The organism is Microbispora oryzae (assembly GCF_017896165.1).
Lineage (GTDB): Bacteria > Actinomycetota > Actinomycetes > Streptosporangiales > Streptosporangiaceae > Microbispora > Microbispora oryzae.
On the sequence record NZ_JAFCNB010000007.1, the window covers coordinates 268295 to 290472 of the forward strand.

Sequence of the window (22178 nt, forward strand, 5' to 3'; positions counted from 1 at the left end):
TTCCAGGGAACAATTTGGTAATGAACCTGACCGGATATTTACCCAATTAAGGTCATCCCTGTGCCTTTCTGCGCGATTTGTGCACGGGTGTTCGGTTGGCCTCCCTGGTGCCGGTGTGCTGCAATTACCCACGCCCGCAGGATGTCTCTTGTGTCACGACAGCCCCAACCGTGGTGAGACACTTTCCCTGCGCGCGGATACGGCGAGAGGTTGCGAAGCCTGTGACGACACAAGACCCCCGGACTGACGAGGACCGCGGGACCGAGGTGCCGCCCGAGCAGGAGCCAGACGAGGGAAGCAGGCTTCTGCTGCGCAACTGGCGGGTGCGTTCCCGGCTGGTCGCGCTCATCCTCATTCCGACCCTGGCGGCGCTGCTGCTCGGCGGGCTCCGTGTCGTGACCTCAGTCAACACCGCCGCCGAGTACCAGCAGACCAACGACCTGGCGCGGCTGGTCGACCGGGTCGCCGGGCTGACCCACGAGCTGCAGGCCGAGCGCGACCGGGCCGCCTGGAACGCGACGATCGGCAGGCCGCAGAAGGCGACCGCCGCGGTCAACGCGCAGATCGTGCTCGCGGACAAGGCGGTCACCCCGGTCAGGGATCTGGCCGACGAGGTGCACTCCGCCATCGGTAGCCGTGCCGCCGACGAGCTCGACCACATCCTCACCAAGCTGGACAGCCTCAAGCCGCTCCGCCAGCAGGCGGTGCAGGGGAGGCTGCTGCCGAGCGCGGTGCTCCAGCAGTACTCACTGGTGATCGAGAACCTGCTCGCCCTCCAGGAGGAGCTCGCCAAGGGCACCCAGGACGACCAGCTGGCCGCGATGTCGGTGACCCTCTCGGCGCTCGCCAAGGAGAAGGAGGCCGCCTCCGTGCAGCGCGGCCTGCTCACGACGGTGCTGCCGGTGGGCCGGTTCGAGCAGGCCCAGCTCCAGGACTTCCTGGGCGCGGTCTCCGACCAGACCAACGAGCAGCGCACCTTCCGCAAGAACGCCACCCGGGACGAGCGGGCCGCCTATGACAACACGGTCACCGGCGGCCAGGTCGACCAGGCGGAGTTCCTCCGCACGCTGGTGCTCGACCGCGCCAACGCCGGTTTCTCGCTCGACCATCTCGACCAGACGTCCCGCGACGACACCCGCGAGTGGTACGACGCGATGACGCAGCCGATCGACCGGATACGCACCGTCGAGGCGAAGCTGACGGCCGCCATCGTGGCCCGCAGCCAGGTCCTCAAGGACGACGAGCAGCGCCGCGCGATCATCGTCGCGGTGGCCGTCGGTGCGCTGCTGATCGCGGTCCTGCTCATCACGACCGGCGTCGCGCAGTCTCTCGTCCGCCCCCTGCGCCGGCTGCGCCGCGAGGCACTGGAGGTCGCCGGTCACCGGCTGCCCGACACGGTCCAGCGGCTACGCGAGGCCGGCGACGGCGCGGAGATCCCGGCGATCGCGCCCATCGGCGTCGTCGCGAGAGACGAGATCGGGGAAGTGGCCCGGGCCTTCGACGAGGTCCACCGCGAGGCCGTACGGCTCGCCGGTGACGAGGCCCGGCTGCGCAGCAACGTCAACGCGATGTTCGTGAACCTGTCCCGCCGCACGCAGACCCTGGTGGAACGGCAGCTTTCGCTGATCGACGGCCTGGAGCAGGGTGAGCAGGACGAGCAGCGGCTCGGAAACCTGTTCAAGCTCGACCACCTGGCGACGCGCATGCGCCGCAACAGTGAGAACCTCCTGGTCCTCGCCGGCCAGGAGCCCACCCGGCGCTGGGGTCAGCCGGTACCGATCGTCGACGTCGTCCGCGCCTCGCTGTCGGAGGTCGAGAACTACGAGAGGGTGAACCTCCAGGTCCAGCCCGGGGCGGCGGTCGTCGGCCAGTCGGTCAACGACGTCGTCCACCTCGTGGCCGAGCTGGTGGAGAACGCCATCTCGTTCTCCCCGCGGGAGACCAAGGTCACGGTGTCGAGCAACCGGATCGACGGCGGCGGCCTCATCATCTCGGTCAGCGACCAGGGCATCGGCATGACCCCCGACGAGCTGGCGCAGACGAACTACCGGCTGGCCAACCCGCCGGTCGTGGACGTGTCGGTGTCCCGGCGCATGGGCCTGTTCGTGGTCGGTCGTCTGGCGCTGCGGCACGGCATCCGGGTGCAGCTGCGTCAGCAGGACACCGGCGGCCTGACCGCCATGGTGCTGCTGCCCGAGTCGCTGCTCGCCCAGAGCGGTCCCGCTTTCCCGGGTGTGCCGGGCATGCCGCAGCCCGAGCTCACCAGCCCGATGCCCGCCATCGGCGCGGGGGCGCAGTTCGGCGCGCCGGCGCTGGCCAGCCCGACACCGGGAGATGGCCCTCCGCGCACCCCGGTGTTCGGCGCCGACGCCCCGGGCGTGGGCACGCCGAACGCCGACCCGTTCGAGCGGGGGCCGTTCGAGAAGTTCCCCCGGCAGACCGCGGGCGGGCAGTCCGACCCGTTCTCCCGTAACACCTTCGGCACTGGGGCGTTCGAGCGTCCCTCCGCGGACGCCGATCCGTTCGCTCGCAGCCCCTTCGGTACGGGTGGTGACCGGCCGGGATCGCCGGACGCTCCGGCCGACCCCTTCGGAAGCCCGTTCGGCGGCGGCCCGGCGGCCGAATCCGATCCGTTCGCGCGCAATCCCTTCGCCGGCGGGGGTCAAGGGCCCTCGCAGATGGATCCCTTCGGAAGCGGGGCGTTCGGCATGCCCGCGGGAGACCTTGCCAGCCCGTCGGACCCCTTCGCGCGGAGCCCGTTCGATTCCGGCCCCATCTCGGGACCCGTCCCGGGGCGTCCCGCCTCTGGTCCCGCCGAGAGGGATCCCTTCGAGACGACCACCTTCGACGTGTCGCCGTTCGACACGAACCCCTTCAGCCGGGGCCGTGCGGGTGAGGCGCCGGTCGACACGCCGTGGCCGGGGCATCTGCCTCCGCCGGGCGGCGGCACGGGCGCCGCGCCGAGCCAGGAGAACACCGGCGGCTGGCCGGGACGCGGGTCGTTCGAGGGAGAGGACAACACCGGTCCGCTTCCCGTCGTGCGCACCTCGCCGCTCGAAGCGGAGGAGGAGTTCTTGCCGATCTTCGCCGCCGTGGAGTCCGACTGGTTCAAGAAGGTGGACCTTCCGGCGGAGAAGGGCGAGTCGGACGCCGAGGAGCCGGAGGCGCGGTCGTGGACGTCCCCCGCGGACGCGGGCTGGCAGGCCGCCAAGGCCGCGAGTGAGCCCACCCTCGGCGGGGTCACCTCCTCGGGCCTGCCGAAGCGGGTGCCCAAGGCCAACCTCGTGCCCGGCTCCGCCACGGCTCCCGCCCCCTCGAAGGAGCCCGCCGCCCCGGCGGCGCCGGCTTCTCCGCCGCCCTCGCTCTCTCCTGAGCGGGTGCGCAACAGGCTCTCCAGCTTCCAGCAGGGCATCCGGCAGGGCCGGGCCGTCGCCCGCGGGGAAGCCGGTGAGGACCAGGGCTATCCCGGGGCGGCGCCCCTGGGCGACCCACATGCCCAGGACACCGAGAAGGAGGACACATGAGGGAGATGAGCCAGGCCGCCCGCGGCATTAATTGGCTGATAACGGACTTCGTGAACAACGTGCCCGGGGTGGCGCACACGGTGGTGGTGTCGTCGGACGGGTTGCCGTTGGCGTTCTCCGACGGGTTTCCCAAGGATCGTGCTGATCAGTTGGCGGCGGTCGCGGCGGGTTTGATCAGTTTGACGCAGGGTGCCTCCCGGGTGTTCGAGGGGGGTCCGGTGACGCAGACGGTGGTGGAGATGCAGCGGGGGCTGTTGCTGATCATGTCGATCAGCGACGGGTCCTGTCTCGCGGTGCTGGCCTCCGCCGACTCGGACATGGGCCTCATCGCGTACCAGATGACCTTGCTGGTCGAGCGTGCCGGGCAGGTGCTGACCCCGGCGGTCCGCGCCGAGCTGCAGTCGGCACACCCGCGCTGACCGGCGTCTCCCGTCGGAGCCCCGCTCCGGTGGCGGCACGGCACACCTGAGGACGCTCAGCTGAGCGGACGGCCTTGGGAACGGAGCGGCCGGGGGCCGCTCAAGTCCCGCAGCGAGCACGAAAAGGTCAGGAGGACGTTGTGGCAGGCGGCTGGAACGGTGAGCCCTATCCGCCGGTGGACGACGCCCACCGGCACTACGGCGGTACGAATCCGGGCGCCGCCGCGTCGCCCGCGCCGGCGGAGCAGAGCTCCCTGGTACGGCCGTACGCGGTGACCGGGGGACGTACGGCGCCGCGGATGCAGCTGGCCATGGAGGCACTCGTGTCCTCCGCGACATCGGTCCACCAGGACCTGTCCATCCTCACCCCGGAGCGTCAGGCGATCTGCCAGCTGTGCCGTCAGGTGCGGTCGGTGGCGGAGATCTCGGCATTGCTGCGGGTTCCGCTCGGCGTGGTGCGGGTGGTCATCGCGGACATGGCGGCCGAGGGGTTGGTGCAGGTGCATCAGCCGCAGCTGGACGCGGGCAAGCCGGATCTGAACTTGCTGGAAAGGGTGCTCAGTGGACTTCGCAGGCTCTAGTCGTGGCCTGACCTCGACGAAGATTGTCGTGGCCGGGGGTTTCGGCGTGGGGAAGACCACGTTTGTGGGGGCGGTTTCGGAGATCGTGCCGTTGACGACGGAGGCGGTGATGACCGACGCGTCGGCGGGGATCGACGATGTGGGGTTGACGCCGCACAAGACGACGACGACGGTGGCGATGGATTTCGGTCGTGTGTCGTTGGACCGGGATTTGATTTTGTATCTGTTCGGGACGCCGGGTCAGCATCGGTTCTGGTTTATGTGGGATGACCTGGTGCGTGGGGCGATCGGTGCGGTGGTGCTGGTCGACACGCGCCGGTTGGCGGACAGTTTCCCGGCGGTGGACTACTTCGAGGAGGCCCGCCTCCCCTTCGTGGTCGGCATGAACGGATTCGACGGTCGCCATGCGCACGGGGAGGAGGAGATCCGCGAGGCCCTCACCCTCGGTTCCCACGTCCCCATCGTCCGCACCGACGCCCGTGACCGGGAGGCCGTCAAAAGCACCCTGATCACCCTCGTCGAGCACGCCCTGACCATGCGGGTCGCCGTCCCCGGCGTCGGCGGCTGAACCCGCCCTCCCGGCCGGCCCGTTTCCGGGCACGACCGGGATGGTCTGCCGGGACAGCGTGAACAGGACCGGTCAGACCGGTCGCGCCTCGATGACGCTCGCCCCGCCCGGCACGGTCACGACACCGGTCATCCGCAGCCCGGCCTTCTCCAGCAGCGCCGCGTACTCGGCGGCGGTGCGCTCGGTGCCGCCCGCGAGCAGCGCGAGCATCCGCATGTCGATGTCCTTCGCGAAGTGCGGCTCGTCGTCCTCGGGAATCACCAGTTCCAGCAGGAGCACCCGCCCTCCCGGCGCCAGGGCGGTACGCACGTTGGTGAGGATCCGCACGGCGTCATCGTCGTCCCAGTTGTGGATGACGCTCGCCAGCAAATACGCGTCGCCGCCCGCGGGGACCTGCGCGAAGAAGTCACCGGAGACGACGTCGCACCGGTCGCCGAGCTCGGCCAGGGCCGTCCGCGCACCCGGAGTCACGTGCTCCTGGTCGAACAGGATCCCCCGCAGCTCCGGGTTGACGGTCATGATGGCGGCGAGGTTGTGGCCCTTGCCCCCGCCCACGTCGACGAGGGTCCGCACGCCCGAGAAGTCGTAGGCCGTGGCGGCCTCGATGAAGGGCGCGGACCTGGAGGTCATGTAGTCGTCGAACAGCCGGCCGGTCTCGGGGTTCGCGGCGAGGTACTGGTAGACGGGCCCGAACCGCTCCACCATCGCCGGGCGTCCCCGGCGCACGGTGCTCGGCAGGTTGCCCAGGGCGTACCAGAAGCTCTCCTCACCCACCATGCGGATGGAGGAGCGCAGCGAGCCGGGCACGTCGCTGCGCAGGGCCGCGCCGTCCTCCGTCAGGGCGTACACGCCCGGATCGACCGTGCGCACGAGCCCGAGGGCGGCGAGCTGCCGCAGCACGCGTCCGAGGGCGACCGGCTGGGCACCGCAGCGCAGGGCGAGCTCGTCGACTCCGAGAGGACCTTCGGCCAGATGGTCGGCGCAGCCCAGTTCGGCCATGGTGTGGATCGCCGCGAACCGGGAGATTCCGGAGATGGCCTGGTTGATTACTTCGGACAACTATGTCTCCTGGGGGGATAGTTGGTTGCCGCGGATGAGGCGTCCGACCTCGGCGCGGAGCCGTACGAAGGTCTCGTGTTCCCGCGTGGCGATCTGGTCGCGCGGGGAGGGAAGCGAGACCTGGAGGTCACCTGCGACGGTGCCGGGGGAGCGGCTCAGGACGACGACGCGGTCTCCCAGGTACACGCTCTCGTCGATGTCGTGGGTGACCAGCATGATCGTCATACCGTGGTGGGCGCAGACGCGCAGGACGAGATCCTCCAGGTCCTCCCTGGTCTGCGCGTCGACGGAGCCGAACGGCTCGTCCATGAGCAGCAGGGAGGGCCGGTAGGCCAGCGCCCTGGCGATGGAGACCCGCTGCTGCATGCCGCCGGACATCTCCCACGGATACTTGCCGGCGGCCCCGGCCAGGCCCACCTGCTCCAGCGCCTCCATGGCGGCGGTGCGGCGGCTGGCCCGGTCCATGCCCTTGCGGCGCAGGGGGAGCGCCACGTTCGCGGCGGCCGACATCCACGGGAACAGCGACCGGCTGTAGTCCTGGAAGACGACCGCCAGGTTGTCGGGTGTCTGGGAGACGGGCACCCCGTCCAGCAGGATGCGGCCCCCGGTCGGCTGGACGAGGCCGGCCACGCAGCGCAGCAGCGTGGACTTGCCGCAGCCGGAGGGACCGACGACGCAGACCAGCTCCCCCTCAGCCAGGGTCAGTTTCACGCCGCCGAGCGCCTGGTAGGCGCCGTACGTGTGGGTCACATCGATGATCTCGAGCATGGCGTATTCCTATGCGTTCTGCCGGGCGCGGCTGTGCCAGCCGAGGATCCGGTTCTCCACGAGGAGGAACGAGGAGTTGAGCAGGTAGCCGAGGACGCCGAGCAGCACGATGCATCCCCACACGTCGGTGATGAGGAAGTTCTGCTGGGCCGTCATCAGCCGGTACCCGATGCCGCTGGTGCTCCCGACGAGCTCGGAGATCACCATCATGATCAGGGCCAGGGAGAGGCTCAGCCGCAGCCCGGCGACGATCTTCGGCATGGCGGACGGGACGATGATGCGCCCGATGACCTGCGGGCGCGACAGGCCGAAGACCTTGGCCGTCTCCAGGTGCTGGCGGTCGACGGTGGCGGCCCCGTCGACGGCGTTGATGAGCACCGGCCAGATCACGCCGAAGACGATCGTGGCGATCTGCGTCGGCGTGCCGATCCGGAACAGCGCGAAGAAGATGGGCACCAGCATGGGCGGCGGCACCGCCCGGCCGAAGTCGATCACCGGATCGAGGAAGTCGGACAGCACCCGCGAGCGGCCGATGGCCAGGCCCAGCACGATGCCGGCCAGGCTGGCGGCGACCCAGCCGACGAGCAGCCGGCCGAGGCTCGGCGGGAAGGTGTCGAGCGCGTCATCGGTGAGAAAGACGTGGGTCACGGGCCCGGAGAACCAGAGTTCGTACATGCGCGGGACGATGGTCGACGGCGCCGGGAAGTACGGCTGCGCGGCGAGCCTGGTCACCAGTTCCCACAGGGCCGCCGCCGCGGCCACGACGACGACGCGGGCGCCGACGACGCCTAACGAGCGTGCCGCCACCGGAACACCTTTCGCTCGACGGCCACGAAGGCCACGTTCACCAGCAGGCCGAACAGGCCGGTCAGCACGGTCGCGGCGATCATAAGATCGGTACGCCCACCGCCGCCCGCCTTGATGATGTAGACGCCGACGCCGTCGGTGCCGCCCGCGACCAGCTCGACGCTCACCGCGAGGACGATCGCGACGGAAGCGGCCAGCCGTATCCCCGTGGCGATGAACGGCGCGGCACTCGGCAGGGAGACCCGCACGAGTACGGCGAGGGGCCCGAACCCGAAGCTGCGCAGCGTCTCCTTGGCCACCGGGTCGACGTCCTTCAACCCATAGATGGTGTTGATGAGGACGGGCCAGCAGGCGGCGTAGATGACGATGGCGGCCCGCAGGTGGAGCTGCTCGGTGAACACGAGGATGGCGAGGGGGATGAGCGCCACGGACGGGATCGGGCGCAGGAATTCGATCAGAGGCCGGACGACCGCCTCTACCTTCGGCATCGCGCCGAGAAGCAGGCCGATCGGGATGCCGACCGCCACGGTCAGCGCGAGCCCGGCGGCCCAGGAGGCCAGGGTCGAGGCCGCCGCGCTGAGGAACTCGCCGTCGACGGTGAGCTCGGCGGCGCGCAGGAGAACGGTGGAGACGAGGGGGAGCAGGGTGACGTGGCCGGCGCGGAGCGCGAGCTCGGCCGCCACGAGCAGCCCCGCGACGCCGACGGCGCCGCGGAGCACGCGCGTGCTTCTGGTTCTCATCCCGCGGTGGACGGGGCGGCGATCAGCGGCTTCACGTCGAAGTGGCCCTTGAGATAACCGAGCTCCGTCATGAGGTCGGCGACCCGCTGCAGGCGCCCCTCGTTCAGGGTGGTCGGGTACTTCCCGAGGGTGATGACGGCCGCCGTGGCCGCGTCGATCTTCGAGTACTTGGGCAGTGCCGCCTCGACGACCTTGCGGTCGGTCGACGCGAGCTGCTGTGCCTTGGCGACCGCGCGCTGGAAGGCGGCGACGGTCTTGGGGTTCTTGTTGTAGAAGTCCTCGGAGACGCCCCAGCCCGCGACCGGGAAGTCGGCCGTCGGCCCGGCCATCGAGTCGACCAGCTTCTGGGCGCCCTGCTTCTGGTTGATCGAGATGAACGGCTCGGCCATCCAGGCGGCGTCGACGGTGCCGTTCTTGAGGGCGGCGGCCATGTCGGGGAGAGGCATCGGCACGAACTGGCTCGGGTTGACCGTGACGCCGCTGACCTTGAGCGTCTGCGTGACGGCCAGGGTGCCGATGTTGTTCAGCGTGTTGACCGCGATCTTCTTGCCGGCCAGGTCGGCGGGAGTCTTGATCGGGGAGTCCTTGGCCACCATGATCACGAACGTGTCGGGGGCGGCCTGGAAGCTGTCCGCGATGATCTTGAACTTGCCCAGCCCGGCCTGCTGGATGGAGAAGGCCGACACATAGTTCGCCAGGGTCACGTCGAGAGTGCCTCCCGCCACCTTCGGCAGGGCCTTCGCGGCACCCTCTTCGATGGACAGATCAATCGACAGCCCCTCTTCCTTGAAGAAACCCTTGTCGATCGCGATCTGAATGGGTGCGGCGTCCGGAATGGGGAGGATTCCAACCTTAAGGGTTGTTTTTTCGGGACCATTCGCATTTGTGCTGGTTGAGCCCGTGTCCGACCCGCTACATGCCGTGAGCGTAATTACGGACGCCATGAGAACCAGAAAAGTATGGCCCATAAGTGAGCGTCTCACCGAGTCTCCCTAGGTGAAGTGAGCTGGGGCGCCTTCATTGAAGGTGATCTCTCTTGAGGGCGAGAGCGTAGCGGAGCCGCCTCTGACTTAACACGAATCGGCGGTCTTTGTCACCAAATTAGTGAAGAAGTTGCCGTGTGCCCTGATCGTGGAGGATAGAGGGGAAATGGTGCTTTGGACCGATGGAACGCGGGAAGGTGGCGCGTCGGTGTCGGGCGCACCGTCGGCTGCCTCGCGCGGGGCCGCGCGAACGTCCTGGCGGGAGGCCCATTCCTGACTCTGGACCGTGCCAAAGTTTCGGTGCTATTGGTGTAGCTCTTAGGCTTATGCTCAAATTGCCCCGAACTTGTTAGAGACACCCATCCGTATTTCTTTGCCGGAACCGGCGCGAGGGGTTGCGACCAGTGAGTACGGCAACATATGCGAGCCGCGTCCAGCCGGAGGCCCTTCCGGCAGTGGGCCGCCCGGGGACGCCCGACGGTCCGGAGCCGGCCGCCGAACCAGCCTCATCGGGGGAGAGGCGTTTCAAGCTCGCCAATTGGCGGGTGAGGTCGCGGTTGATCGCGCTCATCCTGATTCCCACGCTCGCGGCGGTCGTACTGGGCGGATTGCGGGTGGCGACCTCGATCGGCAGCGCCGCCGAATATCAGCGTGTTCGAGAGGTCGCCGACCTCGTGTCCGGATTGAGTAATCTGGCGCACGAACTCCAGCTCGAACGCGACCTGTCGACCAGGTATATCGCCATGGGCCGCCCGGGAGGTCCGGCCCTCGACCTCATCCACAACCAGTACGACTCCGTGGACGCGGCGGCCGAGCAGGTGCGGGTGAAGGCGGGAGTGGCCGGGGACGCCTTCGGCGACCTCGGCCGGCAGCGCATCGGCCACCTCAAGGACCGCCTCAGCGAGCTCGACACCCTGCGGGACACGGCGCTCAAGTCGCAGATCCCCCCGCTGCCCGCGCACGACAAGTACTCCCAGCTCGTGGCCGACGTCCTGCGCCTCTACGACGAGACCGTCCAGGGCGGCGTGGACGAGCAGCTCACGGCGAGCATGACCGCGGTGGCGGCCCTCGCCCGGGCGGAGGAGGAGGCGTCGAAGCAGCGCTCGCTGCTCGGCGACGGCCTGGCGAAGGGGATGTTCGGCGACGCGGAGTTCGACGCCTTCCTCAGCGCCCAGTCGCGTGAGGCGAGCGAGTACGAGTCGTTCGTGGCGTCGGCGGGCCCCACCGAGCGGCAGCTCTACGACGACACAGTCACGGGCACCCTGGTCGACCGGTCCGAGTTCTACCGGCTGCGCGCCAACTACCTGCAGAAGCACGGACAGACGCTGCGGCGGCTGGAGAACCGCAGTGACGACACCGAGCGGTGGTTCACCGCGGTCAGCTCGAAGCTCGACAAGATGCACGAGGTCGAGAAGCAGCTGAGCTCGTCGATCATCTCCAGGAGCGCCGGCTTCCAGGAGTCGGACCGGAATCTGGCCGCCCTCAACGTCACCCTGGTCGTCATCGTCCTCCTGGTCGTCCTGCTCGTGACCGCCGCCGTGGCCCGGTCGCTGGTGACCCCGCTGCGGCGGCTGCGCACCGAGGCGCTGGAGATCGCCGGACACCGCCTGCCCGACCTGGTCCAGCGCATGCGCGAGTCCGACAGCACGAGCGGGCCGCCGGAGGTCCAGCCGATCGGGGTCGGCTCGACCGACGAGATCGGGGAAGTGGCCCGGGCCTTCGACGAGGTCCACCGCGAGGCCGTACGGCTCGCCGGTGACGAGGCCCAGCTCCGCAGCAACATCAGCGCCATGTTCGTGAACCTGTCCCGCCGCACGCAGACCCTGGTGGAACGGCAGATCACCCTGATCGACGGCCTGGAGCAGGGCGAGCAGGACGAGCAGCGGCTCGGAAACCTGTTCAAGCTCGACCACCTGGCGACGCGCATGCGCCGCAACAGTGAGAACCTCCTGGTCCTCGCCGGCCAGGAACCCGCCCGCCGATGGAGCCAGCCCGTCGAGATCACCGACGTGATCCGGGCGTCCCTCTCCGAGGTCGAGGGCTATGAGCGGGTGGTGCTGAACATCCCGGCCGACGTGTCGATCGCCGGGCAGGCCGTCAACGACGTCATCCACCTGCTGGCCGAGCTGGTCGAGAACGCGCTTGCCTTCTCCGCCCGCGACACCCGCGTCATCGTGTCGGGCAACCGGATCGACGGCGGCGGCGTGATGGTGTCGGTGACCGACTCCGGGATCGGGATGACTCCCGAGGAGATCGTCCAGGCCAACTGGCGGCTGTCCAACCCGCCGGTCGTGGACGTGTCGGTGTCCCGGCGCATGGGCCTCTTCGTGGTCGGCCGTCTCGCGCTGCGCAACGGCATCCGGGTGCAGCTCCGCCCGCACGACGGCGGTGGTCTGACCGCCATGGTGCTGCTGCCCGAGACGCTGATCGGAACGAGCCTGTCGCCGATCCCCTCCTCCATGGGCGGCTCGATGCCCGGCTCACTGTCCGGCTCGTACGCGCCGAGCTGGAGCCCTCAGGCGGAGCAGGCGAACTGGTCGCAGCCGATCGCGATGGGCCCGGGCGGCCTGTCGTCGATATCCGGCACGGGGCCGGTCGCGTTGCCGCCCGGCCTCCCGCCGTCGGCGAACTCTCTGGGCTCTATGGGCTCCCTGGGCTCTTCCGGCGGTCCCGGCTCTCCTGGCGGTCCGGGAGGCATGCCGGCCTCCGGCGGGCCGACGTCGGCCTGGCAGCCGCCACCGGCGCGGCGCCGACGCCACGACTACGACGACGCGGCCACCGGTCCCATGCCCGCCGTGAGCGCGACGCCGCCGATGTCGGCCCCGCCGGCCCCGTCGAGCACCGACGAGTTCCTGCCGATCTTCGCCTCGGTGGAGTCGGCGTGGTTCCGCAAGCCCCCGGTCGCCGAACCGGCGTCGCAGTGGCAGCAGGAGACGGCGGTCGACGCCGGATGGCAGGCGGCCGCCGCCGCGACCGAGAAGCCGTCGTGGGAGGGCAAGACCACCTCCGGCCTGCCGAAGCGGGTGCCCAAGGCCAACCTCGTGCCCGGCTCCGCCGACCCAAGCCCGCCTCCGGCTGCGCCCGCGCCCGCGCCCGCCCTGTCGCCCGACCGGGCCAGGAGCCGGCTGTCGAGCCTGCAGCAGGGCGTGCGGCAGGGCCGGGCCGTGGCCCGCGGCGAGATCAGTGAGGACCAGGGCTATCGGACGAGGAGTGGGGAGCAAGCATGAGGGAGATGAGCCAGGCCGCACGCGGCCTCAACTGGCTGATCAGTGATTTCGTCAGCTCCGTGCCCGGGGTGGCGCACACGGTGGTGGTGTCGTCGGACGGGTTGCCGTTGGCGTTCTCCGACGGGTTTCCCAAGGATCGTGCTGATCAGTTGGCGGCGGTCGCGGCGGGTTTGATCAGTTTGACGCAGGGTGCCTCCCGGGTGTTCGAGGGGGGCCCGGTGACGCAGACGGTGGTGGAGATGCAGCGGGGGCTGTTGCTGATCATGTCGATCAGCGACGGGTCCTGTCTCGCGGTCCTGGCCTCCGCCGACTCCGACCTCGGCCTCATCGCCTACCAGATGGCGCTCCTGGTCGACCGTGCCGGGCAGGTGCTCACCCCGGCACTCCGCGCCGAGCTCCAATCCTCGCACCCGAGGAGGTGACGGTGGATCCGTGGGGGCAGCCGCCCGGCGCCCCCCACTCCCAGGAGCCCGCGTCGCCCGTACGCCCGTTCACGGTCACCGGAGGACGGACCGCGCCCCGCATGCAGCTCGCGCTGGAGGCACTGGTCTCGTCGGCGACCACCATGCACCTCGACCTGTCCAACCGGCCGCCCGAATACCGCGCCATCAGCGCGCTGTGCCGTCAGGTGCGGTCGGTGGCGGAGGTGTCCGCCCTGCTGCGGGTTCCGCTCGGCGTCGCACGTGTGGTCATCGCGGACATGGCGGCCGAGGGACTGCTGCAGGTGCATCAGCCGCAGCTGGACGCGGGCAAGCCGGATCGCAACTTGCTGGAAAGGGTGCTCAGTGGACTTCGCAGGCTCTAGTCGTGGCCTGACCTCGACGAAGATTGTCGTGGCCGGGGGTTTCGGCGTGGGGAAGACCACGTTTGTGGGGGCGGTTTCGGAGATCGTGCCGTTGACGACGGAGGCGGTGATGACCGACGCGTCGGCGGGGATCGACGATGTGGGGTTGACGCCGCACAAGACGACGACGACGGTGGCGATGGATTTCGGTCGTGTGTCGTTGGACCGGGATTTGATTTTGTATCTGTTCGGGACGCCGGGTCAGCATCGGTTCTGGTTTATGTGGGATGACCTGGTGCGTGGGGCGATCGGTGCGGTGGTGCTGGTCGACACGCGCCGGTTGGCGGACAGTTTCCCGGCGGTGGACTACTTCGAGGAGGCCCGCCTCCCGTTCATCGTCGCGGTGAACGGGTTCGACGGCCAGTACTCCCACGGAGAGGACGAGTTGCGCGAGGCCCTCACCCTCGGTTCGCACGTCCCCGTCGTCCGCACCGACGCCCGTGACCGGGAGGCCGTCAAAAGCACCCTGATCACCCTCGTCGAGCACGCCCTGACCACTCATGTGGGGGCGCCCTGGTAAACGGCTCGGGCACGCACGCCGCGTGGGCGGCTAGGCTGGAGTCGCTGTTGGTTCACTGACCCCGTCCATTCGCTTCGAGGCTGGCCAAACACGTGTTCGAGACGCTTTCCGACCGGCTGACTTCGGTCTTCTCCTCGCTTCGGTCCAAGGGCAGGCTTTCCGACGCCGACATCGACGCGACCTGCCGAGAGATCCGCATCGCGCTCCTCGAGGCGGACGTCGCCCTGCCGGTCGTGAAGGACTTCGTGGCCCGGGTCAAGGAGCGCGCCCGCGGCGCCGAGGTGTCCCAGGCGCTCAACCCGGCGCAGCAGGTCGTGAAGATCGTCAATGACGAGCTCATCGAGATCCTCGGCGGGGAGACCCGCCGCCTGCGGTACGCCAAGACGCCGCCCACCGTGATCATGCTCGCGGGCCTCCAGGGATCGGGTAAGACGACACTCGCCGGCAAGCTCGCCAAGTGGCTCCGCGACCAGGGGCACGCGCCGCTGCTCGTCGCCTGCGACCTGCAGCGCCCCAACGCCGTCCAGCAGCTGGCGGTCATGGCCGAGCGGGCCGAGGTCGCCGTCTTCGCCCCCGAGCCGGGCAACGGCGTGGGCGACCCGGTGGCCGTGGCGCGGCAGTCGGTGGAGCACGCCCGCCGCCAGCAGCACGACGTCGTGATCGTCGACACCGCCGGCCGTCTCGGCATCGACCAGGAGCTGATGCGGCAGGCCGCGGACATCCGCGACGCCGTCAGCCCCGACGAGGTCCTGTTCGTGCTCGACGCCATGATCGGCCAGGACGCGGTCAGCACCGCCCAGGCGTTCATGGAGGGGGTCGGCTTCGACGGCGTCGTGCTGACCAAGCTCGACGGCGACGCCCGCGGCGGCGCCGCCCTGTCCGTACGGCACGTCACCGGCCGCCCGATCATGTTCGCCTCGACCGGTGAGAAGCTGGCGGACTTCGACGCCTTCCACCCCGACCGCATGGCGGGCCGGATCCTCGACATGGGTGACATCCTCACCCTGATCGAGCAGGCCCAGAAGACCTTCGACGAGCAGGAAGCCGCCAAGATGGCGGACAAGCTCGTCTCCGGCGACGGCTTCACCCTCGAGGACTTCCTCGAGCAGATGATGATGGTCCGCCGGATGGGCCCGATCAAGAATCTGCTCGGCATGATGCCCGGCATGGGGCAGATGCGCGACCAGCTCAACCAGGTCGACGACCGCGACCTCGACCGCATCGCCGCGATCATCCGGTCCATGACTCCGGCCGAACGCCAGGACCCCAAGGTCATCAACGGGTCGCGTCGCGCCCGCATCGCCCGCGGCTCCGGAGTCACGGTCACCGAGGTCGGCAACCTCGTCATCCGCTTCTTCGAGGCGCAGAAGATGATGCGCCGGATGACCCAGGGCATCGGCATCCCCGGCATGCCGGGCGGGCGCAAGCAGCAGAAGGCGCAGAAGGCCAAGAAGGGCCGCCGGGTCAGCGGCGACCCCCGCAAGTCCGCGCTCGGCAAGGCGGCGGGAGGAGCGGCCGACACGCCGAAGGCGCCCAAGGGTGTCCTCGGCAACCTCGGCGGCGGCCAGCTCCCGCCGGGCCTCAAGCTCCCGCCCGGGTTCGATCCCTCGAAGCTGGACCTGCCCGGCCAGAAGTAGCCACGCCGTCCGCCGCGCCGGACCAAGATGCGCCGGATCAGATGTGTGATCCGGGGGCCAGCGGCGTCACGTCGATCCGGCCGTCGTCGCAGGGGGCGGCCCGGAACGGGATCTCCAGATGCGCCGTCTCGTCCGGGGGGATGACCATGAGCCGGGCGGCGGACGGGCACCTGGTCTCGGCCCCGTTCGGCACGACGGTCCAGTGGAGCCGCGCGTGGGCGCTCGCGCGCGGCCGCAGCGTCACCCGGTGCGGCCGGGCGCTCTCCCTGCGGACGCGGGTGCGCAGCGCGTCTCCATGCGAGTCGATCATGATAAGGCCGGGGTAGCCGTAGACCCAGCAGGCCGACGACGAGGTGTTGGTCAGGACCAGCGCCGCGTAGCGCTGCCCCGCCCCCGCGTCCTGGCCGTCGATTTTGGCCTTGAGCGCGGTGGTGCGGCAGCGCCGTACGGCCGACGAGGTCGTCTGGGCGGCGCTCTCGGCGGCGGCCTTCGCCGTGACGCCGTTCAGGGAGGCGGAGGGGGCGGGGGTCGCGCAGGCGGCGGCGCCGAGCAGCAGCCCGGCGGCCGCGGCGAGTCGGATGGCGAGTCTGTTTCGTTCCATGCAGTGTTGGATGCGGAAAGCGGCGCTTTCGTTCGCGCCGGCGGGCGTCCGGGGCCGGACCGGCGGCCGCGGATGTCGCGGACCGTGGGAAAACCAGGCCGACTCGGTGCCGTCTCTTGGCCGAGCAGCCCGAATCATCTGGCAGAATGTCAGGCTGGAACATCGTGACCAGGCGGGTGCCCTCTCACCCCCGCCGGTCGCGCCTGTCCCTCGGGCGGGCTCCCATCGTGCCCCACTCGATGCGACACCGCTCACCCACGCTCTAATGCAGGAGAGACCACACCCGTGGCAGTCAAGATCAAGCTCAAGCGGCTCGGAATGATCCGCAACCCGCAGTACCGCATCGTCGTCGCCGACGCCCGCAACAAGCGTGACGGCCGTGCGATCGAGGAGATCGGCCTCTACCACCCGAAGGAGAACCCCTCGCGCATCGAGGTCGACTCCGAGCGGGCGCAGTACTGGCTCGGCGTCGGCGCCCAGCCGACCGACCCGGTCCTCAAGATCTTCAAGCTGACCGGCGACTGGCAGAAGTTCAAGGGCGAGCCGGCTCCGGCGACCCCGCTCCAGGTGGCCGAGCCCCGGCCCGACCGGCACGCCGCCTACGAGGCCGCCGCCCGCGAGACGCTGTCGAGCGACGCGAGCGCCGCCACCACTCCGAAGAAGAGCCGGAAGCCCGCCAAGGCCGACGAGACCGCCGAGGCCCCGGCCCCCGCTGAGGAGAAGTCGGAAGGCGAGGCCTGAGGTGCTCGAGGAGGCCCTCGAGCACCTGGTCAAGGGCATCGTCGAGCACCCCGGCGAGGTCCGGGTCCGGGCGCGGCGCGTCCGCACCGGGCGCGTCCTCGAGGTCCGGGTGCATCCCGAGGATCTCGGAAAGGTCATCGGCCGCGGCGGTCGTACCGCCAGGGCGCTGCGCACCGTCGTGAACGCCCTGTCGAACGGCAAGTACGTGCGGATCGACCTGGTTGACCTGGACGAGGCCCGCTGAGGAGAACCTCACGCCGGGGGACCTCGTTCTGAGGTCCCCCGGTTCGTTTTTTCGGTGCCGCACGGGGATGGATCCGGCGAGCGGTGTAGGAAGAGGGCGTCACGTGCAGCTTGTCGTTGGCAGGATCGGCCGACCGCACGGGGTGCGGGGAGAGGTCACGGTCGAGGTGCGGACCGACGATCCCGAGGCACGGTTCGCCGCGGGATCCGTCCTGGCGACCGAGCCGGCCTCCAGGGGCCCGTTAACGGTCGAGCGGGCGCGGTGGCACAGGGACATCCTGCTGCTGACGCTGGCGGGCGTGGCCGGCCGGGACGCCGCCGAGGCCCTGCGGGGCACCCTGCTCGTCATCGACTCCGCCGAGATCCCGCCGTCCGAGGACCCCGACGAGTTCCACGACCATCAGCTCATCGGCCTGGCCGTCGTCACGGCCGGGGGTGAGCGCGTGGGCGAGGTCGCCGACGTCCTCCACCACGGGCAGGACCTGCTGGTGATCGACCGGCCGGCCGGTGGAGAGGCGTACGTGCCGTTCGTCCGGCAGCTCGTGCCCGAGATCGACCTCGAACGGGGTGTGCTCGTCGTGGACGCCCCGCCCGGCCTGCTCGACTCCGGCGAGACGGAGTAGGGGCCGGTCATGCGGGTCGACATCATCTCGATCTTCCCGGAGTACTTCGCGCCCCTGGACGTCTCCCTCATGGGCAAGGCGCGCGAGCGCGGCATCCTCGACATCCACCTCCACCAGCTCCGCGACTGGGCGCATGACGTCCACAAGACCGTCGACGACACGCCGTACGGCGGCGGGCCCGGCATGGTCATGAAGCCCGAGATCTGGGGCGAGGCCGTCGACGCGGTCATCGACCTGGGCCGTTCGGCCGAGGGCGGGGAGCCGTCCGGATCGCCCCGGATGGTCGTCCCGACACCCAGCGGGCGGCCGTTCACCCAGGAGGTGGCCCTCGAGTACGCCAAGGAGCCCTGGCTGCTGTTCGCCCCGGCCCGCTATGAGGGCATCGACTCTCGGGTCGTGGCGGAGTACGGCACCCGGCTGCGCGTCGACGAGGTGAGCATCGGCGACTACGTGCTGGCCGGGGGAGAGGCCGCCGTGCTCGTGATGGTCGAGGCCGTGGGACGGCTGCTGCCCGGGGTCCTGGGCAACGTTCGCTCGGTGGCCGACGACTCCTTCGCGCCGGGGGCCATGGCCAACCTGCTTGAGGGCCCCGTTTACACGAAGCCGCCGGTGTGGCGCGGGCACGAGGTGCCCGACGTGCTGCTGTCGGGACACCACGGGAAGATCGCGCGGTGGCGCCGTGACGAGGCGCTGCGCCGCACCGCGGCGAACCGGCCCGACCTTCTCGCCGGGCCCGGCCGGGACGCCCTCGACGCGCGCGACCGGCAGGTGATCGAGGAGTTCGGGGAGCGGCGTCCCGCTCAGGACGACCCGGCGGGCGCCGAGGGATCCGCCCCGTCGTTTCGCCCCGGGCCCGAAGATATGGCAGACTGAGTCGCTGCTGCCCACTTTCCCGACCGCGAGGTACGGCGTCGGGCGGCACATCAGACGTATCAAGCCAAGCATGCGCGTCCGCTTCGCCGCCGAGCCACGGGTTCGGCCGGGCGGACCTCCGTGTGCCCCTGCCAACGAGGAACCGCTGCCATGCACACGCAGATCCAGGAGATCGAGAAGGCTGCCCTCCGCAGCGACGTACCGAGCTTCCGCCCGGGCGACACGCTGGAGGTCCACGTCCGCGTCATCGAGGGCAACCGGTCCCGTATCCAGGTGTTCAAGGGCTTCGTCCTGCGCCGCCAGGGCGGCGGCATCCGTGAGACGTTCACGGTCCGCAAGGTCAGTTACGGCGTCGGCGTCGAGCGCACCTTCCCGGTGCACAGCCCCGTGATCGAGAAGATCGTCGTGGTCACCCGTGGCGACGTCCGCCGCGCCAAGCTCTACTACATGCGTGACCTGCGCGGTAAGGCCGCCCGCATCCGCGAGAAGCGTGAGGCGCTGCCGGCCGGCAAGTAGGCGACAGAGGATGGTGGTCCGCGCCCGCAGGTGCGGACCACTTTCTTTTGCCGGACAGGCCGCGTCCGCGACGCGTGACGGGCATGGACATCATCTAGGCTCAGCAGCGATGGCTAGAGGAAGGTCGGGGACAGGCGTGTGTCCGTCCCCGCCAAGGACGGGGTGGACGTGGTCGCCGAAGACGTCAAGCAGACCGCCGAGGGTGGCGGCAAGAGGGGCTCGTTCTGGCGGGAGCTCCCCGTCCTCATCGTGGTCGCCCTCGCCCTGGCGTTGCTGATCAAATCCTTCGTCGTCCAGGCGTTCTACATCCCGTCCGAGTCGATGCAGAACACACTGCTCGTCAACGACCGGGTGCTGGTCAACAAGCTCGTCTACCACGTCAGAGACATCCATCGCGGCGACATCGTGGTGTTCTCCGGGCTCGACTCCTGGGACCCCGAGGTGCAGATCGAGCCTCCGTCCAACGTCGTCACCGGGGCCCTCCGCTGGGTCGGGACGGCGTTCGGGATGGTGCCCGGCGAGAAGGACTACATCAAGCGCGTCATCGGCGTGCCCGGTGACAAGGTCAAGTGCTGCGACGCCCAGGGCCGGGTCACGGTTAACGGCGTGCCGCTCGACGAGAAGTCGTACCTGTATCCGGGAGACGCCCCGTCGACGGACCAGTTCGAGGTCACGGTCCCGCCCGGCAGGCTCTGGGTGATGGGCGACCACCGCTCGGTGTCCTTCGACTCGCGCCGGCACCAGGGCGATCCAGGCGGCGGCACGATCCCGGCTGACAAGGTCGTCGGCCGTGCCTTCGTCATCGTCTGGCCGTTCGACCGGGCGACCGTGCTGTCGATCCCCGAGACGTTCTCCCAGCCCGCGCTGGCCCTCGCGGCGGGCGCGGCGCCCTTCGTCGGGGGATTCGCCGCGGCGCTCCCGTTGATGGCCGTGGGCAGACGGCTGGCCTTCAGGCGGCGGGCGTCGCGCGGCCGGGCGAGGCGGTAGCCCGATGACGACGGCCGGAAACAGCGTCGAGGAAGGCGGAGCGGACGGCGAGCCGTCACCCAAGAAGGGCTCCAGCCTGCGCGAGACCGCACTGTTCACGCTCGGCGGCATCGTCGTGGCGGTGCTCGTCCACATGTTCGTCCTGCAGTCGTTCTACATCCCGTCCGAGTCGATGGAGAACACGCTGCTGATCAACGATCGCGTGGTGGTCAACAAGCTCGCGTACAAGCTGGGCTCCGTCGACCGGGGCGACATCGTCGTCTTCCGGGGCTGGGACGGCGAGGACACGATCAAGCGGGTCATCGGGATCGGCGGCGACCACGTCGTGTGCTGTGACGCCCAGCGGCGGATCACCGTGAACGGCGTGCCCCTCGACGAGGAGAACAAGTACCTCTACCCCGGCGCCTACCCTTCGGGCCGCGACTTCGACGTCAAGGTCCCCCAGGGGCGGCTCTGGCTGATGGGTGACAACCGTTCCAACTCGGCCGACTCGCGGATGCACATGGACGACGGCCACGACGGCACGATCGCCGTGGACGACGTCATCGGGCGCGCCTTCGCCCGCTACTGGCCGCTGTCCCGCCTTTCGTGGCTGTCCGATCCCGCGACTTTCGGCCAGGTCCACTGATTTCAGCTGCGGCTTTGTCGTACGGGACGGTTGGTGCCGTATCGCGCGGGCCGAATGGGGCGTAATCTGCTAGTCGTCATGACAGCTGCCTATCGCCCGCGCCCCAGCGTCGTACGGCGGGATTCGGGACTCTACGGCTACGAGCGAGCCCTGGCCCGGCGGGGGTTCACCCCGGTCGCCGGAGTCGACGAGGCGGGACGGGGCGCCTGTGCCGGTCCGCTGGTGGTCGCGGCCGTCGTCCTCGGCCGGGACATCGAGGGGCTGACGGACTCCAAGCTCGTCGGCGAGGCCGTCCGCGAACGCCTGTACGAGCAGGTGACCGCCACGGCCCGCGCGGTCAGCGTGGTCGTCGTCCCACCAGAGGAGATCGACGCGCGGGGGCTGCACAAGTGCAACATCGCGGGGATGCGCAGGGCCGTCGCGGGGCTGGGGATCGACCCCGGCTACGTTCTCACGGACGGGTTCCCCGTGGCCGGTCTTCCCGCGCCGTCGCTGGCCGTGTGGAAGGGCGATCAGGTGGCCGCCTGTGTGGCCGCGGCCTCCATCGTGGCCAAGGTCACGAGAGACCGGATCATGCTCGGGCTGGAGGATCATCACCCGCAGTACGGCTTCGCCGCGCACAAGGGTTATGTGACGCCGGCCCATCGACGCGCTTTGGCCGTGCACGGACCGAGCCCCCATCATCGGTTCTCGTTCGTGACGGTGGCCAGGGTGACTCGTGGATCTGAGATCCCGGACGCGGACCCGTGGACGGGGCAGGATGGGGACATGCACGAGAATGGGGTCGGGGCCGGTGTCGTCTGATCGGGTGATCTCGACCGGGTGCGGAAGAGGAGGACCGGGATGAGCGCGGAAGATCTCGAAAAGTACGAGACCGAGATGGAGTTGCAGCTCTACCGGGAGTACCGCGACGTGGTGGGGCTCTTCACCTATGTCGTCGAGACGGAGCGCCGTTTCTATCTGACCAACTCGGTCGACCTCGACGTGCGCACGGCCGAGAACGGCGACGTCTTCTTCGACGTGAAGATGCAGGACGCCTGGGTGTGGGACATGTATCGCCCGGCGAGGTTTGTGAAGAACGTCCGGGTGGTGACCTTCAAGGACGTCAATGTCGAGGAGCTCGCCAAGCCAGATCTGGAGATGCCCAAGGAGGGCTTCTCCGGCTGAGGCCCGTCTCCCGGCTGAGTCCGTCCCTCGGCCAAGTTCCATCCGGCTGAGGCTCGCCTCCCGGTTGGGCCCCGCTTCCCTGTCCGCGGGTCCGTCCCGCCGGCTTTGTGCTTTTGAACCCG

Annotated in this window: 24 protein-coding genes; 18 read left to right on the forward strand and 6 right to left on the reverse strand. The window is 69.7% G+C overall.

Annotation, left to right across the window (positions count from 1 at the left end; all coding sequences use genetic code 11):
• Positions 1–221: 221 nt before the first annotated feature.
• From JOL79_RS15855 to JOL79_RS15870, 4 genes are all read left to right on the forward strand, one after another.
• Positions 222–3524 carry a sensor histidine kinase gene (locus tag JOL79_RS15855; protein WP_307848541.1) on the forward strand — a complete coding sequence of 1101 codons (3303 nt, stop codon included), beginning with the start codon at positions 222–224 and terminating at the stop codon, positions 3522–3524.
• Positions 3521–3943: a roadblock/LC7 domain-containing protein gene (locus JOL79_RS15860; RefSeq protein ID WP_269143815.1), complete on the forward strand. Its 423-nt coding sequence runs from the start codon at positions 3521–3523 to the stop codon at positions 3941–3943. Before JOL79_RS15855 ends, JOL79_RS15860 begins: the two co-directional genes overlap by 4 nt.
• 140 nt (positions 3944–4083) lie before the next feature.
• A complete protein-coding gene (locus JOL79_RS15865) occupies positions 4084–4524 on the forward strand; it encodes a DUF742 domain-containing protein (RefSeq protein WP_372446780.1) in 441 nt (146 codons plus the stop codon).
• A gap of 7 nt (positions 4525–4531) precedes the next feature.
• Positions 4532–5092: a GTP-binding protein gene (locus tag JOL79_RS15870; RefSeq protein ID WP_210156644.1), complete on the forward strand. Its 561-nt coding sequence runs from the start codon at positions 4532–4534 to the stop codon at positions 5090–5092.
• 72 nt (positions 5093–5164) lie between these two features.
• Here the strand turns inward: JOL79_RS15870 and JOL79_RS15875 are convergent, their stop codons facing one another.
• Genes JOL79_RS15875 through JOL79_RS15895 form a run of 5 tightly spaced genes read right to left on the reverse strand, consistent with a single transcriptional unit; the run spans position 5165 to position 9434 of the window.
• A complete protein-coding gene (locus JOL79_RS15875; RefSeq protein ID WP_230984827.1) occupies positions 5165–6151 on the reverse strand; it encodes a methyltransferase in 987 nt (328 codons plus the stop codon).
• Positions 6152–6919 carry an ABC transporter ATP-binding protein gene (locus tag JOL79_RS15880; RefSeq protein WP_210156577.1) on the reverse strand — a complete coding sequence of 256 codons (768 nt, stop codon included), beginning with the start codon at positions 6917–6919 and terminating at the stop codon, positions 6152–6154.
• Positions 6920–6928: 9 nt separating this feature from the next.
• The gene (locus JOL79_RS15885) at positions 6929–7726 is read right to left on the reverse strand and encodes an ABC transporter permease (protein ID WP_307848542.1); all 798 of its coding nucleotides are present in this window, start codon (positions 7724–7726) and stop codon (positions 6929–6931) included.
• Complete coding sequence (locus JOL79_RS15890) at positions 7708–8445, reverse strand: ABC transporter permease (RefSeq protein WP_307848543.1); 738 nt, start codon at positions 8443–8445, stop codon at positions 7708–7710. The genes JOL79_RS15885 and JOL79_RS15890 overlap by 19 nt, the downstream gene beginning before the upstream one ends.
• A 17-nt stretch (positions 8446–8462) precedes the next feature.
• Positions 8463–9434, reverse strand: coding sequence for an ABC transporter substrate-binding protein (locus tag JOL79_RS15895; RefSeq protein ID WP_210156647.1), 972 nt, complete (start codon positions 9432–9434; stop codon positions 8463–8465).
• Positions 9435–10006: 572 nt separating this feature from the next.
• Here JOL79_RS15895 and JOL79_RS15900 point away from each other — a divergent pair.
• From JOL79_RS15900 to ffh, 5 genes are all read left to right on the forward strand, one after another.
• A complete protein-coding gene (locus JOL79_RS15900; RefSeq protein WP_230984829.1) occupies positions 10007–12676 on the forward strand; it encodes a sensor histidine kinase in 2670 nt (889 codons plus the stop codon).
• A complete protein-coding gene (locus JOL79_RS15905; RefSeq protein WP_269143816.1) occupies positions 12673–13098 on the forward strand; it encodes a roadblock/LC7 domain-containing protein in 426 nt (141 codons plus the stop codon). The genes JOL79_RS15900 and JOL79_RS15905 overlap by 4 nt, the downstream gene beginning before the upstream one ends.
• Before the next feature lie 2 nt (positions 13099–13100).
• Complete coding sequence (locus JOL79_RS15910; protein WP_307848544.1) at positions 13101–13481, forward strand: DUF742 domain-containing protein; 381 nt, start codon at positions 13101–13103, stop codon at positions 13479–13481.
• Between the two features lie 7 nt (positions 13482–13488).
• The gene (locus tag JOL79_RS15915; RefSeq protein ID WP_210156650.1) at positions 13489–14040 is read left to right on the forward strand and encodes a GTP-binding protein; all 552 of its coding nucleotides are present in this window, start codon (positions 13489–13491) and stop codon (positions 14038–14040) included.
• 92 nt (positions 14041–14132) lie between these two features.
• The gene (gene ffh, locus JOL79_RS15920; protein ID WP_210156580.1) at positions 14133–15677 is read left to right on the forward strand and encodes a signal recognition particle protein; all 1545 of its coding nucleotides are present in this window, start codon (positions 14133–14135) and stop codon (positions 15675–15677) included.
• Between the two features lie 37 nt (positions 15678–15714).
• Here the strand turns inward: ffh and JOL79_RS15925 are convergent, their stop codons facing one another.
• The gene (locus tag JOL79_RS15925) at positions 15715–16278 is read right to left on the reverse strand and encodes a DUF4232 domain-containing protein (protein WP_210156581.1); all 564 of its coding nucleotides are present in this window, start codon (positions 16276–16278) and stop codon (positions 15715–15717) included.
• Between the two features lie 285 nt (positions 16279–16563).
• Here JOL79_RS15925 and rpsP point away from each other — a divergent pair, with 285 nt between their 5' ends.
• The 9 genes from rpsP to JOL79_RS15970 all read left to right on the forward strand — a co-directional run bounded on the left by rpsP (position 16564) and on the right by JOL79_RS15970 (position 22056).
• Entirely contained in the window at positions 16564–17019 is a 456-nt protein-coding gene (rpsP, locus tag JOL79_RS15930) for a 30S ribosomal protein S16 (protein ID WP_210156582.1), read from the forward strand.
• Position 17020: 1 nt separating this feature from the next.
• A complete protein-coding gene (locus tag JOL79_RS15935) occupies positions 17021–17263 on the forward strand; it encodes an RNA-binding protein (protein ID WP_210156583.1) in 243 nt (80 codons plus the stop codon).
• Positions 17264–17366: 103 nt separating this feature from the next.
• On the forward strand, positions 17367–17885 hold the full coding sequence (gene rimM, locus JOL79_RS15940) for a ribosome maturation factor RimM (protein ID WP_210156584.1): 519 nt from the start codon (positions 17367–17369) through the stop codon (positions 17883–17885).
• 9 nt (positions 17886–17894) lie between these two features.
• Positions 17895–18758: a tRNA (guanosine(37)-N1)-methyltransferase TrmD gene (trmD, locus tag JOL79_RS15945; protein ID WP_210156585.1), complete on the forward strand. Its 864-nt coding sequence runs from the start codon at positions 17895–17897 to the stop codon at positions 18756–18758.
• Positions 18759–18908: 150 nt separating this feature from the next.
• Positions 18909–19274 (forward strand): 50S ribosomal protein L19, encoded by a 366-nt coding sequence (rplS, locus tag JOL79_RS15950; RefSeq protein ID WP_210156586.1) that lies wholly within the window; start codon positions 18909–18911, stop codon positions 19272–19274.
• Positions 19275–19412: 138 nt separating this feature from the next.
• Positions 19413–20261 carry a signal peptidase I gene (gene lepB / locus JOL79_RS15955; protein WP_372446781.1) on the forward strand — a complete coding sequence of 283 codons (849 nt, stop codon included), beginning with the start codon at positions 19413–19415 and terminating at the stop codon, positions 20259–20261.
• Between the two features lie 4 nt (positions 20262–20265).
• Entirely contained in the window at positions 20266–20889 is a 624-nt protein-coding gene (lepB, locus tag JOL79_RS15960; RefSeq protein WP_210156587.1) for a signal peptidase I, read from the forward strand.
• A 78-nt stretch (positions 20890–20967) separates the two neighbouring features.
• Positions 20968–21693 carry a ribonuclease HII gene (locus JOL79_RS15965; protein WP_210156588.1) on the forward strand — a complete coding sequence of 242 codons (726 nt, stop codon included), beginning with the start codon at positions 20968–20970 and terminating at the stop codon, positions 21691–21693.
• A 39-nt stretch (positions 21694–21732) separates the two neighbouring features.
• A complete protein-coding gene (locus tag JOL79_RS15970) occupies positions 21733–22056 on the forward strand; it encodes a DUF2469 domain-containing protein (protein WP_067184127.1) in 324 nt (107 codons plus the stop codon).
• Positions 22057–22178: the final 122 nt, after the last annotated feature.